The sequence below is a fragment of the Oceanobacillus sp. E9 genome (assembly GCF_001741975.1).
Classification (GTDB): Bacteria; Bacillota; Bacilli; order Bacillales; family Amphibacillaceae; genus Oceanobacillus; species Oceanobacillus kimchii.
In genome coordinates, this window is sequence record NZ_LSNA01000001.1 from 640057 (window position 1) to 653247 (window position 13191).

14 protein-coding genes are annotated in these 13191 nt (G+C 36.2%); 2 read left to right on the forward strand and 12 right to left on the reverse strand.

Going from position 1 to position 13191, the window contains the following annotated elements; translation table 11 throughout:
* Positions 1 to 299: 299 nt before the first annotated feature.
* Complete coding sequence (locus AQ616_RS02995) at positions 300 to 677, forward strand: DUF1189 family protein (protein ID WP_240490461.1); 378 nt, start codon at positions 300 to 302, stop codon at positions 675 to 677.
* Positions 678 to 776: 99 nt separating this feature from the next.
* Here the strand turns inward: AQ616_RS02995 and AQ616_RS03000 are convergent, their stop codons facing one another.
* Both AQ616_RS03000 and AQ616_RS03005 read right to left on the reverse strand, forming a co-directional pair.
* Positions 777 to 1262 (reverse strand): 8-oxo-dGTP diphosphatase, encoded by a 486-nt coding sequence (locus tag AQ616_RS03000; RefSeq protein WP_084822422.1) that lies wholly within the window; start codon positions 1260 to 1262, stop codon positions 777 to 779.
* 44 nt (positions 1263 to 1306) lie between these two features.
* On the reverse strand, positions 1307 to 1807 hold the full coding sequence (locus AQ616_RS03005) for a GNAT family N-acetyltransferase (RefSeq protein ID WP_069685036.1): 501 nt from the start codon (positions 1805 to 1807) through the stop codon (positions 1307 to 1309).
* A gap of 173 nt (positions 1808 to 1980) precedes the next feature.
* Between AQ616_RS03005 and AQ616_RS03010 the strand changes: the two genes are divergently transcribed.
* A complete protein-coding gene (locus tag AQ616_RS03010) occupies positions 1981 to 2487 on the forward strand; it encodes a DUF6141 family protein (protein ID WP_069685037.1) in 507 nt (168 codons plus the stop codon).
* 61 nt (positions 2488 to 2548) lie between these two features.
* Here the strand turns inward: AQ616_RS03010 and AQ616_RS03015 are convergent, their stop codons facing one another.
* From AQ616_RS03015 to AQ616_RS03060, 10 genes are all read right to left on the reverse strand, one after another.
* Complete coding sequence (locus AQ616_RS03015) at positions 2549 to 2872, reverse strand: hypothetical protein (protein ID WP_017798735.1); 324 nt, start codon at positions 2870 to 2872, stop codon at positions 2549 to 2551.
* A 160-nt stretch (positions 2873 to 3032) separates the two neighbouring features.
* A complete protein-coding gene (locus tag AQ616_RS03020) occupies positions 3033 to 3995 on the reverse strand; it encodes a Gfo/Idh/MocA family protein (protein ID WP_077596056.1) in 963 nt (320 codons plus the stop codon).
* A 48-nt stretch (positions 3996 to 4043) separates the two neighbouring features.
* The gene (locus AQ616_RS03025) at positions 4044 to 5126 is read right to left on the reverse strand and encodes a Gfo/Idh/MocA family protein (RefSeq protein WP_069685039.1); all 1083 of its coding nucleotides are present in this window, start codon (positions 5124 to 5126) and stop codon (positions 4044 to 4046) included.
* 24 nt (positions 5127 to 5150) lie between these two features.
* Complete coding sequence (locus AQ616_RS03030; protein WP_069685040.1) at positions 5151 to 5972, reverse strand: carbohydrate ABC transporter permease; 822 nt, start codon at positions 5970 to 5972, stop codon at positions 5151 to 5153.
* Positions 5973 to 5985: 13 nt separating this feature from the next.
* Positions 5986 to 7311 (reverse strand): carbohydrate ABC transporter permease, encoded by a 1326-nt coding sequence (locus AQ616_RS03035; protein ID WP_069685041.1) that lies wholly within the window; start codon positions 7309 to 7311, stop codon positions 5986 to 5988.
* A gap of 73 nt (positions 7312 to 7384) precedes the next feature.
* Entirely contained in the window at positions 7385 to 8701 is a 1317-nt protein-coding gene (locus AQ616_RS03040; protein ID WP_069685042.1) for an ABC transporter substrate-binding protein, read from the reverse strand.
* Positions 8702 to 8824: 123 nt separating this feature from the next.
* Positions 8825 to 9577 (reverse strand): SDR family oxidoreductase, encoded by a 753-nt coding sequence (locus AQ616_RS03045; protein ID WP_017798741.1) that lies wholly within the window; start codon positions 9575 to 9577, stop codon positions 8825 to 8827.
* 6 nt (positions 9578 to 9583) lie between these two features.
* Positions 9584 to 10567: a LacI family DNA-binding transcriptional regulator gene (locus AQ616_RS03050; protein WP_017798742.1), complete on the reverse strand. Its 984-nt coding sequence runs from the start codon at positions 10565 to 10567 to the stop codon at positions 9584 to 9586.
* Between the two features lie 168 nt (positions 10568 to 10735).
* Positions 10736 to 11599, reverse strand: a complete 864-nt coding sequence (locus AQ616_RS03055; protein ID WP_069685043.1) for a MurR/RpiR family transcriptional regulator — start codon at positions 11597 to 11599, stop codon at positions 10736 to 10738.
* Between the two features lie 99 nt (positions 11600 to 11698).
* Positions 11699 to 13063, reverse strand: a complete 1365-nt coding sequence (locus AQ616_RS03060) for an aspartate aminotransferase family protein (protein WP_069685044.1) — start codon at positions 13061 to 13063, stop codon at positions 11699 to 11701.
* Positions 13064 to 13191: the final 128 nt, after the last annotated feature.

Below are 13191 nucleotides of genomic sequence, written 5' to 3' on the forward strand. Positions count from 1 at the left end.
TTTTCTCTTGAAGGCTTGTCGAATCTTGTTATCAATATATTTCCCGGGAAATAAATAATCTCTCTTTATTCACTACAATTATTGACATTTTTTGTCACAAACTTGCTAATAATTTCTACTTTTTATTCCCTTTTTAGATCATTCATCTATTATAATGAAATAAAACAGACTTTGATATAAGGATGGCTTATATGATTTTCCTTGAAATATTAAAACACAGTATAAAATTACCGCAAAAAAAGGCCCTATTTCAATTAAATCGAATTGGAATGGATATGATCATAATATATTTAATTATCATGTTAGCGATTGTATCGATACCGGAATGGATAAATCGTTTAAACCAGTCTAATGGAATCGGCGCAGATATGAATATCATATTTCAGTTTATCTATTTCTTTATGTTCTATTATTTAATTATGACCGTTTTTGTGTTTATTGCTATATCTATCATTGCATATGTAGGAAAAGGAATCTCTCATCTTATGAAACGTAAATTAACTTATGGGTTACTTTGGAAAATGAGTGCTTGTACTGTTACAATCCCGTTTTTATTATTTACGTTTATTTCATTTATTTGGCAGGTAAATGATTCTTTTCTCTTTTTCACATTTTTATTTAGTTTAGGGTTATTGTTTATTATGATTCAGCATTACCCAAAAAGAAGAAAGTCATAATTAGTACCGAAATTACTTCATATCAACAGCTTGAAACCGAGCTTGATTTCCACACTAAAAAAGGAATGAATCCCTTTATGATTTTCATTCCTTCGCTTATTATTGACGTTGATATACGGTTAGCCTACGTTCGGAAGGTTTATTTTTTCTTTCATCCCAATAAATCTGATATTCAAAAGAATCCTTCGCCAGTATATGTCGAATACGAACTTTTATATCTGGGTGAATCAATATTTCATCCAAGCGATCAATTGGGTGCCATAGGCATCTCCCTTCTGTCCCAGCTTCCATTAACTCTCCAGAAAAGTCATTCGAGAAATAATCCAAATAAACAAACTGCTCAAGTTTTTGTTCGTTAATATACCCGGATATACTTACTAGCTCCAATTGGTCTAGCTTTAATCCCGTCTCCTCATAAACTTCTCGCTTTGCAGATTCTTCAAATGTCTCTGGAAACTCCACTTTTCCTCCTGGTGGAACATATCCATCAAAATCTCCCTTATTCCTCTCCAATAATAAGATATTATTATGCGAATCAACGATAACTACTAAATTCCAGAAATGATAATTGATATTCATCTTCATTGCACCGTCCCTTTATCGTCTAATCTAATTTTCGTAAAAACGGATTATAATTGAACAGAATACACACATACTACCTTATCTTTCAGAATGATTTCTTTTTCTACCTTCATCATTAGTTTCTTCGCTACGTTACGAGATGCAGTATTCTCATGCTGTATTAATGAAATAACACGATCAACCTTCATATTTTTCCGTGCAAATGCGAACAATGCTTGCGCAGCTTCCGTGGCATATCCTTTTCCCCAATGGTTTTTAGCAATCCAATATCCTATCTCAATTTCGCTTTTTCCTTCTACAGTTTGTGGAACAAGCCCTGCATGTCCTACCCGCTCATTTTGTTTATTTATAAGAACATGTAGGCCAATACCATTCCCATATTTATATGTATCATAAATCCATTGGAGAAAAGCGTTGGAAGCTTTATCGTCTTTTATGCTACCATCTCCAATAAAACGAACCACTTCTGGATCCTGTAATAAAGATTGGAGAAAAGGAAAATCGTCATCACAATAAGGACGAAATGTTAAACGAGTGGTATGTAGCATTATTATTCACATCCAAAACATAATTATCGTCTTTAATATACCATTTCCATACGAATATGAATAGAATATTTAGCCAATTCTATATATTAACTTTATATAAAGATGCTTTTATCTTTTTTTTTCAAGTAAACTATCAATAACAATACTATTTAAGTTAAAAAGAGGTGTTGTAAATGCAAGTTAACCAGACTTTATTTCATGAAACACAGCGATTTCGGCAAATTTGGATATGGATATTAATATTAATTATTGCCCTGGATATGTGGTATGAGTTTATACAACAAATCATATTCGGTAAAACAGTAGGAAGTAACCCTGCACCGGACGTAGTTACTATCGTTTTTTGGGCGCTCTTTGGTATTATCTTTCCCGTATTTATGTTAGGACTTTTAAAGTTGAGAACCAAAGTTTATAGCGACGGTATTTATATTCGCTTTTTTCCTTTACATCTCCGGTATAGAAAGTTCCTTTTCAAAGATATACAGCATTACGAAAGTATTTCCTACAGTCCGATCAAGCGATTTGGAGGATGGGGCATTCGATTTAATACAGATGGCGAGACCGCTTATAATGTGATTGGCAAGAAGGGAATAGAATTGAAACTAAAACATGAAACCGTAGTCATCGGAACCCAAAAACCCGAAGAATTCAAAAGAGTGCTAGACTCCTTAATAAGTTAAGATTAAGTATTTGAAAATAAAAATCCGAACTACTTAAGTAGTTCGGAAAAATTATAAGCCATTATGCAATATCTTGTGTTACCCTATCTTTTGACTTTGTAAATGTCAAAACTCCATCAATTAATAGACAAATAAACGCAGCCCAATGTAGCATCATTCCTAGACCTGGAATAAAACCTACTGTGCTAGCTACGATACCTACAACTGGCCCCCATATCGGTTTATTAGCATTCTTTGAAAATATTAATGTAATAATATGATAAACTAACATAAATAATAGCGGTGTCCAATAAAGAGCTAATATTATAGATCCACCTAAAGCAGGAATCCCTAAAATAAATTCGAAACCAGAACCAACAATTTTCAATACACCTGACAATAACATCCTCTCACCTCACATCCATTTATTTCAAATTCATAAGTATATATTACCATAAAATTACTATTCTACAACAAAAAAATAAGAAATTTTTACCATGTTAATTCCCTACAAAAAAGAAAAATGAACACCTCTTTAAAAAAGTGCTCATTTTTCCATATTACTATCAACGAATTTCTACTCGTTTCTTTTGTTTATGCGATAAGTCAGCAGCCTGGTTGATTACGGTTAATTGTAAAAAATCATCCTTGGTAATGGTTGGCGTACTATTCTTTTGGATAGCATCAGCCCACTGTTTCATTGGAGATGCTATTTGTTTTGGTGCTTCTAGTTCCAACCATTTATCGTCCTGGTATTGCTTACGTTTGATTTTTACTTTTCCGTCCTCTGCTAACAATGTTCCTTCCGTTCCATACAACTGTAACTGAAAAGGACTCCCATGAGATAAAAAACTAGTCTCGATTATCCCGAGTGCTCCTGACTCATATTCTACTGTCACGACCGCAGAATCATCCACCTCATACTGATCACTTATCGACTGTAAATGGGCGTATACCGATATGGACTTGCCCATAAGACGGTTGGTTAAATAAATAGGGTGCGCCCCTAAATCTACTAAAGCACCTCCACCAGCTCTTTGTTTATCATAAAATCGGTCAGGCAACCACCCAAATTCTTCTCCATCTGGGATTACTGCACCATCATGTGCCAATCGACAGCGAATCATCGTTACATTCCCAAGCCATCCTTTTTCTACTGCTTCCTCTGCACATAGAAACTCTTTTTCTGTTAGCCTCGGTAACGAAACCATCAACTGAACATTGTATTTCAATTTCGCCTTCCATATTTCCTCACTTTCCTTTACAGATAATGCAAGTACTTTCTCTGTAAAAATATGTTTGTTATGTTGGCAAGCTTTCAATAATATTTCCGTGTGTAAGTTGGTAGAAGTTGTAACAATAATTGCATCAATATCATCGTCTTTCATTACTTTATCGATATTTTCTTCAAACGGGACATCTAACTCTTTTGCCCATTGCTCTCCCCGTTCTACATTATCATCCCATACCTTTTTAATTTGAATGTCAGGGTTTTCTAAAGCTTCTTTTGCATAGTCATCCGCATGCACATGCCATCGACTTAATAACGCAACCTGTATAATAATTCTTCAACTCCTCTAATCAAAATATACAGCTTTTCCCGTTTTCGCAGATTGATAAATTGCTTCTAAAATCTGAGTAACAACTAGTGCCTCTTTTGGCAGTACTGTTGCCTCTTCTTCATTGATAATTGATTCAATCCACATTCTTGCTTCTAGTTCAGCATCGCTTTCCGTATCACCATCATAAAAAGCGACGCCACCCGGTCCAAGGTTCACTTTTTTCGTGTATAGTTCACCTAAGTCCTCACCGTGGAGTCGCAAACCCTCTTTCATATCAGCTCCACCTTCTGTACCGCTAAGCGAACACTTTGCCTCATCGACGTCCAACGAATTCAGGGCCCAGCTTGATTCTAAGATAATCGTGGCACCATTTTTCATTGTAATAAAACCAAATGCCGCATCTTCTACTGTAAATTCATTTGGATTCCATGGTCCCCACGGATTTGCTGCGTCTTTTTTCTTTCCCAATTGGTGATGTGTTGTTCCCATAACAGATTTTGGTTCATAATTATCCATCATCCAAAGCGTAAGGTCCAGAGCATGTGTACCGATATCGATTAATGGTCCACCACCTTGCTTTTCTTCATCTAAAAACACACCCCACGTTGGTACAGCACGCCTGCGAATGGCGTGTGCTTTCGCAAAATAGATGTCACCAAGATCTCCACGCTGGCAGATTTTTTTCAAATATTGACTATCCGGACGAAAACGATTGTTATAGCCAATTGTTAACTTCTTATTATATTTTTTAGCTGCATCTACCATTGCCTGTGCTTCTTCTACTGTTTTGGCCATCGGTTTTTCACACATTACATGCTTACCTCCACGCAGTGCTGCAATGCTGATCTCCGCATGCGAATTATTCGGCGTACACACATGGACTACCTCTACAGGAGATTTCTCAATTAGCTGAATGTAGTCTTCATAAGTTACAGCATCTTCCGCTCCATATTCTTTTGCTGCACGCTCTGCTTTTCCCTTATCAATATCACAAAAAGCAACTATATTTACATGTTCTAGCTTTGTTAAGCTTGGTAAATGCTTACCAAACGCAATACCACCACAACCAATAATCCCTACTTGAATGGGTCTTGTCATGTTACATTCCTCTCCTTCTGTGTTTTATTCTTTTACAGATCCTGACGTTAATCCCGATACAATTCGCCGTTGGAAGATTAATACAAGTACTACAATGGGAATCGTTACAATCACCGTCGCAGCTGAAATATCTCCCCATGGAATTGAAAATTCACTTTGATACATGGAAATTCCAACGGGTACTGTCCGCCACTGGTCATCACTATTAATCGTTAAGGCAAATAGATATTCATTCCACGCAGCAATAAATACGAGAATTCCCGTCGTAAATATACCAGGTGTTGCAAGAGGTAAAATAATTTTTCGAAAGGTCTGAAATGGACTGGCACCGTCTAACTTTGCTGATTCCTCCAATTCATATGGTATCTTCTTAAAGAAAGTAGAAAGAATCCAAATAGCTAGCGGTAAACTAATCGTAATATATGGAATAATTAATCCTAAGTAACTATTTCTTAACCCGAGGTTTGTCACTAAATTAAACATCGGTGATATAATCGCAATTTGGGGAAACATCGATGCTGCTAAAACTAGCCCTAAAATTAATCCTTTTCCTTTGATTGGCAGTCTTGTAACGGCATACGCCGTAAATGCTGCAAAAGTTAGTGACAATACCGTCGTTAACATCGAGACGACAAAACTATTTAACATATATCTTAATAACGGACGATTCGTTAATGCAGCTTCATAAGATGATAACGTTGGATTACTCGTAAACCATTTAAAAGAAGAAAAAATTTCATTAACTGGTTTTATCGATGTTAAGAAAACCCAAATAAATGGGAACATCACTAAAAACACAAAAACTACTAAGAAAATATAAAAACCAACTGTACCTCGTTTTTTCATGCTACTCTCCTCCTTACTTCGTTCTACCTGCAAACAAGTCGGATCCTATTAATTTGACATAAATGAAACTAATAATCGCTACACACAGGAAAACGATGACAGATAACACAGATCCTTCTCCAAAATTTTGTTGTGCGAACAAAGTTTTATACGCGTAAACCGATATAGATTCGGTAGCATTTGCCGGTCCACCGCCAGTTAATACATAGATTAAATCAAACACTCGAAAAGCATCTAACGTTCTAAATAATAAAGCTACAAGAATAGAAGATTTTAATAATGGTAATGTAATCTTCCAAAACTGTTGAAATTTATTTGCTCCGTCTACATCCGATGCTTCATACAACGATTGGGGTATCGTTTGTAATCCCGCTAGGATAAGCAAAGCCATATACGGCGTTGTTTTCCATACATCTGCGAGGATAATCGAGAACATTCCACCATCTGATGTGGATAGTAGCCATGATGCGTCCGGAATGATATGTAGTGCTTCTAAATAATGGGCAACAATTCCAGATTGTCCATCAAAGAGAAATCCCCACATCATTGCTGCTACTGCTGTTGGAATCGCCCATGGAATTAATACGGAAGCTCGTATAATCCCTCTGCCTTTAAATGCCCGATTAATTAACAAGGCAATACAGACGCCAATCACTAGCTCTAACGCTACTGTAATCACTGTAAAAAATGTTGTATTCCATAAAGCTCCCCACATTCTGCTATCCTGGAGATACTTGCCATAATTTTTAAATCCAATAAAGTTGGACTGTAAAATTGTTTCGCTGGTGGCTCCTGTTAAATCTGCAGTTTGTTCAATACTTTGGCTTAAGTTTTCGTCTGCTGTTACTTCTGCGATTTCCATCAGTGATGCTTGATAATGTAACAATTCCTCTCGATAACGATTTGAAAAATCATTGTCAATCTTCTGATATTTAAGTTCAGAGTCCGTCGCAGGCTGATAACTCATCAATAATTCATCGACTTTTTCTACTTTTTGTTTTGTTTCTTCGTCTGCCAACAGCTGCTCATGTTGATGGCTAATACCTTCTTTCATTTCCTCAATCTTAGCTGTTGCATCACTATCTACCTTCGTTGCCAAATCATCTAATTGGCTATTTAAGTAATAATGGTTATCTACATATCTTTCTAAGTCTATATTGGCACTAAGCATTAATTCGGAGCGATTGGGATCATTTAATCGATAATCGAACAAACTATTCCAAAACGACTGTGCAACTGGCCAAAGAACAACAATACAAACGAGGATTAAAGACGGCAATACCATTGCATATCCTAATTGTTTCTCATTAAGCTGGAAGCCACGTTTATTTTTCTTCATGTTGTACCTCCTTTACTTACTATCTATAAAGGCAAGATGAGAGAATCCCCATCTTGCCTTATTAACTTTCGTTTTATTCATTCATTGCAGCTTCCATTTTGGTTTGCATATTTGTTGCAGCATCTTGCGCTGATTGATCTCCAGTTAACACTTTTGAGATTTCAATTTGCATAATATCAGAGATTTCTGGATAGATTGGTGTTACTGGACGTGGAACAGCTGTTTGTAACACTTCTCTAAACTCAGGGTTAGCAAATAACGAACTTACTGCTTGCACCTCTTCATCATCATAAAGTGCTTCGATTGTTGGTGCACGACCCCCTTCAACTGCAGATATCTTTTGTCCTTCTGGTCCAGAAATAAATTTAACAAATTCCCATGCTTCTTCTGGATGCTCTGAGTATCGGTTAATCATCGTCATCCAGCCGCCAAGTGCAGAAGCACTACCTGCATCTCCTGCTGGCATAGTTGTCATTTCTACATTGCCTACGATGGATGAACGTTCTTCATCATTGGAAGAAGACATCAAATATGGCCAGTTTCGAGCAAATACAGACTTTCCTTCAATCCATGCATTTTCTGTTTCAATTTCCATAAAGTTAAGTATATTGGACGGTACAAAATCAGAGCCAACGACCTCTTTCATTTTTTCTAAAGCTTTCACTGTCTCTGGACTATCAACGACAACTTCATTATTCTCATTAACCACTTCTCCACCATATGAAGCGATAAATTCTATTGCATTTGTAATTAGTCCTTCGTATTGTGCAGATTGCATTAAGTATCCAAATTCTGTACCTTCTTCTCCTTTTAGTTCCTCTGCTTGAACAATTAAATCATCCCATGTTTCTGGAGGAGTGTCCACAATGTCTGTACGGTAGTAAAGTACCCCAGCGTCCGTATATTGCGGCATTGCCCATTGCTTTCCATCAAATTTTCCAGCCTGTACGGTGCCTGGAAAATAATCTTCCAAGTTAATTCCATCTTTTTCAATAAAACGATCTAACTCTAACGCATAATTTGCTTGTGCAAATTCCGCTGGCCAGATAACATCGGCATTAAACACATCTATTTCTGTACTTTGTGAACTGAATGCGGTTACATATTGATCGTGGGATTGACCTGTATCAGATGGCATCTCACGTTGTTCAACTTTAATATTTGGGAATTTCTCTTCAAATGCTTTAATAACAGCTTCACTAGCAGGTGTAGTATCGACTCCTCTTGCATAAACAATCGTTACCTGTTCTTCTTCACCATTTGCTTCTTCGCTGTTATTTGAATCGTTTTCATCTGTTGGTTCATCTGAGGACGAATTAATACATGCTACAAGAACTAGCATCAAACCAAGTAATAACAAGATTCCAAGCATACGTTTAGTTAATTTCAACTTAAATCCCCCTTTGTTTTAACGATTCCATTGTACAAAAAGTTTGTACAATGAAATCGTTTACATTTTAGTTTATTATAACGTTTCTCTTGAAGTTGTCAACATGATTTTTTAATTTTAAGATTATTTCCTTAAGAAAGCACCTTCTGAGTTAATTATCTGTCCTGTGATCCATGCAGCGTCTTCACTAGCCAGAAATGCGATTAACTTCGCTGCATCCATCGGTTGACCCACTCGTCCAAATAAAAATTTTGATTCCAATTCTTTTTTTAATTCTCCGTTCATCCACCCTGTATCGGTAGGGCCTGGATTTACCGCGTTAACTGTTATACCCAGGTGGGCAACTTCTGCTGAGAGTGACAATGTAAATGCTGATATGGCTCCTTTTGTAGCTACGTATGCAAGTTCATCGATCATTGGACCTTGAAATTGACCCGATGTAAGGTTAATAATTCTTCCTTGCTTATGTCCCTCCATCTCTAATTGACGTGCAAATGCTACGCTTAACATCATCGTTTGACGCATATTGACTTGATAGTGCTTGTCAATAATCTCTGATGTAAGTTTTCTATATCCATCTCGAGTAGAATGTGCCGCATTATTGACTAGAATAGACGGTGTTCCGATTTTACTGGTTACTGTGTTCAATATATTCTTATAAGCATATATTTCAAACAAGTTAACCTCCATAGACTCACATACTACACCTTTATTTCTAATTTCTTTTTGAAACACATAAGCCCAATTGTCTTTCGATTGATAGTGAGTAAAAAAGATAGAACAACCTTGTTCCGCCAACTTTCTGCATGCCGCAGCCCCAATACCATTTCCATGACTTACACCTGTAACAACAGCTATTTGTCCTGTAATAGTCATCTCCTCCTATGTAGACTCTCGAATAATTAATTCATGCTCTAATAAACGACTTTCTACTTTTTCTCCACGAATTTTTGCTATAATCATCTCTGCAGATATACTTCCCATTCGGTACATCGGTTGTGCTATTGTCGTTAATGTTGGATATGTCATATTGGAAAAACTAATCTTATCAAAGCCTATAATTGCAATTTCATCTGGAACGGAGAGACCCGCCTCGTGTATTTCCTTTAGTGCACCTATCGCAAAGACATCTGATACTGCAAAAACAGCATCTGGCTTTTCTTGTTGTTCCAAAAGCATTCGCATCGCTTGTTGACCATTTTCAAAGCTTAACCCTTTTATATTATACATATAACTCGGATTAACAGAACGACCATATTCTCTGAAAGCTCTTTCATATCCTGCCCGACGTTCTCTGGCATATAAAAATTTTTCCTCTGAGTTAATAAGGGCGATTCGTTGTCTACCAATCTTTATTAAATGCTTTACTGCTTGATAAGCAGCTAATTCATTATTTATAGATACATAGGAAATTAACCCATCCTTATCAAACTCACTACACTGTACAATCGGATGTTGATCTGCTAATTGTAATACATTATTTCGATTAATCGTAGGGTCCATTAAAATAATCCCATCTGCCATTCTGTTTCGAACAAGATTAAAATAAATCGCTTCTCGTTGCGGATTAGAGTCAGTCTCGCATAGCATTATATTATATCCTTCTTTAATCGCTGTATCTTCAATACCATTAATAATCTCAGTGTAAAATGGGTTGGCGATGCTAGGAATAAGAACTAATAATAAACGACTTTCTGAATTACGTAAGTTTCTACCTAATACGCTAGGCTCATAATTCAACGCTATTATCGCTTGTTCCACTTTTGATCGAGTAACTTCTCTCACTTGATGACGATTATTAAGAACACGAGAAACAGTTGCTACAGAAACACCTGCTTTTTTTGCTACTTCTAGAATCGTTGCCAAAGAATCCCCCCTTATAATGTAATCGATTACAAAAATTTTACTTTTTTCACCTATATTTGTCAATTCAATTTTAGAATGCTTAGATTTCTATTCATACTAATTGCACTCATTTATTCAACATAAAATGAAAAGGCTGATTTAAATCTACATTAGCCTTTTCACAACTTACTACTCCTGCATCTTCCCGTTTTGAAAAATATCAAAGTGCTGCCAGATATCTTCTAATACATTAAGGTGGGAATGTATATCTTCTTGCTTTTCTTTACCCACAAACATAATTAAAGCATTAATTAAGCTTAATGGTGCAACAAAGGAATCAATCAGGGAAGGCATTTGGCTAGAAGCCGTAAGCGGAATATCAGCATAAGGTACTAAGGGTGAGAGCAAATTATCAGTAATCGCAATCGTTTTTGCGTCTTTCTTCTTGGCAAAGGAGAACATTTGAACCGTGCTCTTCGTATATCGAGAAAAACTTATTCCAATAACGACATCCTTTTTATTTAATTGATGTAGTTTTTCAGAAGAAATCTCTAATGATTGTAGTAACTCGACATTTTCTAATATCATTTCAAGATAATATTGGAGAAACACACCAAGAGCTGCAGCGCTGCGGTTTGCGATTATGTATATTTTTCTTGCACTTACTAAGCTTTCTACCGCTTGATGAAATGCTTGTTCATCCAAAGTCTCCATCGTTGTATGGATGTTTGCCATATCATCTTGAAAGACCTCATATACGCCCATAGGTTCTTGATTATATACTTCTTGAGAGATTTTAAGTCTTTCCGATGTTGTAAGCTGTTCTTTGACCGAGTTCTGCAATAACTTGTGCATCTCTGGATATCCTGAGTAGCCAAGTAAAGTTGCAAATCGGACAACTGTCGCATCACTTACGCCTGCTTTTTTAGCCAATTTACTAACCGTTAGAAAAGGAACAGTAGATTGATTTTCTAGAATATAAGTAGCTATTTTCACTTGGGATTTACTCATTTCATCTATTTTTCCTGCAATTTGTTGGTACACATTCGTCATAAACATACTCCTTTTCAATCGTTTCTATATTTTATTTTAACGTATTAAAGCCCTGAACAAAATAGAATTTGATCTAGGGCTTCTGGACGCTTCAACAGTCTATTTATTTAATACTCTCCTAATCGACTCTTTATGTGCTTTTACTGTACGTTCAATATCTTCTTCCGTATGCACAATAGACATGGAATAACGATTTAAGGGCTTTGTGTAAATTCCTAATTCCAATAGCTTATAATCAATTTCTTTTCTCAATTGCAAATTGGCTTTTTCAAGATCACGATAGTTTTTTATTGGACCTTCTGCTATAACAATATTAAAAATACTGCCTTCACCAATTGTCTGCATGATAATTCCATGCTCCTTATAAGCTCTCTCAAGCTGTTCACGTAAAGCATAGGTTATCGCAAACAATTCATCCATTGTTCCTTCCTTTTCCAATTCATTTATCGTTGCCAAACCAGCAGCCACTATCAATGGGTGACCATTATATGTTCCGCTATGATAAAGCGGCTCCTGTTTATTGGAATTGTCCATACCAGCGGTTAATATATCACGTCCGTCTCTAGCTGAAGTAATCATCATAATCTCTTTTTTTCCTCCAACAGCACCCACAGGAAATCCTCCACCAAGAACTTTACCGAGTGCTGTAATATCAGGAGTAATTCCATAAATTTCTTGAGCTCCTCCGAGCGATAATCGAAATCCAGTTTTCACTTCATCGAAAATAAGTAATATACCAAGTTCTGCTGTTATCTTACGTAGTCCATCCATAAATTCCTGATCAGCAGGAATAAATCCACTTTGTATTGGCTCTAAAATAGTACATGCCAATTCATCCGCATGTGCTCGTAAAATCTTCTCCGTTGATTCTAAATCGTTGAATGGTAAAACAATCGTATTTTCTAAATAATAATCTGGAAGTCCCCTTGATTCACCTATTGCTCTTGGTTCTGTTTGATCACCGGCTAGTTCCATATCAGGATTTACACTAACCAACACTTGGTCATACCCACCATGATAATGACCTTCAAACTTTGCAATTTTTGATTTTCCGGTAAAAGCGACTGCTGTGCGAATGGCAAGTAAGGTTGCTTCCAAACCAGAATTTGTATAGCGTACCATTTCAATGCTCGGATATAACTCTATCAATTTCTCTGCCATTGTCGTTTCCAGTTTATGGGGTGTACCAAAAATAGTAGTACCGTACTCTATCATTTGTTTTGTTACAGCCTCAAAAACTTGCTTATGGCCATGCCCTAATATGAGGGCTCCATAGCATAATAAGTAATCTATATACTCATTACCATCTACATCGTATAATTTACTGCCTTTTCCCTTTTCCATTATGAGTGGATGTGGGTCGAAATATTTAATATTGGCAGTAACCCCTCCTGGAATTACTTCTGAAGCTTTTGAAAAATACTCCGCTGATTTTCTCGTTGATTCAGACAATGGTGTCATCATTAATAGCTCCCTTTTAAAGAAATTATTATTTCATTATAATACATAATATGAAATAATAATTTCAAAGTCAATGGTTTTTTGTAAAAGGGTAAGCAATACTAATAAAATCTGTATTAAGCATAGTTATT

Bases quoted from the DNA above. Each gene is read 5' to 3' on its own strand.
- AQ616_RS02995 (WP_240490461.1), top strand. From the start codon at position 300: ATGTTAGCGATTGTATCGATACCGGAATGGATAAATCGTTTAAACCAG.
- AQ616_RS03000 (WP_084822422.1), bottom strand. From the start codon at position 1,262: ATGAAGATGAATATCAATTATCATTTCTGGAATTTAGTAGTTATCGTT.
- AQ616_RS03005 (WP_069685036.1), bottom strand. From the start codon at position 1,807: ATGCTACATACCACTCGTTTAACATTTCGTCCTTATTGTGATGACGAT.
- AQ616_RS03010 (WP_069685037.1), top strand. From the start codon at position 1,981: ATGCAAGTTAACCAGACTTTATTTCATGAAACACAGCGATTTCGGCAA.
- AQ616_RS03015 (WP_017798735.1), bottom strand. From the start codon at position 2,872: ATGTTATTGTCAGGTGTATTGAAAATTGTTGGTTCTGGTTTCGAATTT.
- AQ616_RS03025 (WP_069685039.1), bottom strand. From the start codon at position 5,126: ATGACAAGACCCATTCAAGTAGGGATTATTGGTTGTGGTGGTATTGCG.
- AQ616_RS03030 (WP_069685040.1), bottom strand. From the start codon at position 5,972: ATGAAAAAACGAGGTACAGTTGGTTTTTATATTTTCTTAGTAGTTTTT.
- AQ616_RS03035 (WP_069685041.1), bottom strand. From the start codon at position 7,311: ATGAAGAAAAATAAACGTGGCTTCCAGCTTAATGAGAAACAATTAGGA.
- AQ616_RS03045 (WP_017798741.1), bottom strand. From the start codon at position 9,577: ATGACTATTACAGGACAAATAGCTGTTGTTACAGGTGTAAGTCATGGA.
- AQ616_RS03055 (WP_069685043.1), bottom strand. From the start codon at position 11,599: ATGACGAATGTGTACCAACAAATTGCAGGAAAAATAGATGAAATGAGT.
- AQ616_RS03060 (WP_069685044.1), bottom strand. From the start codon at position 13,063: ATGATGACACCATTGTCTGAATCAACGAGAAAATCAGCGGAGTATTTT.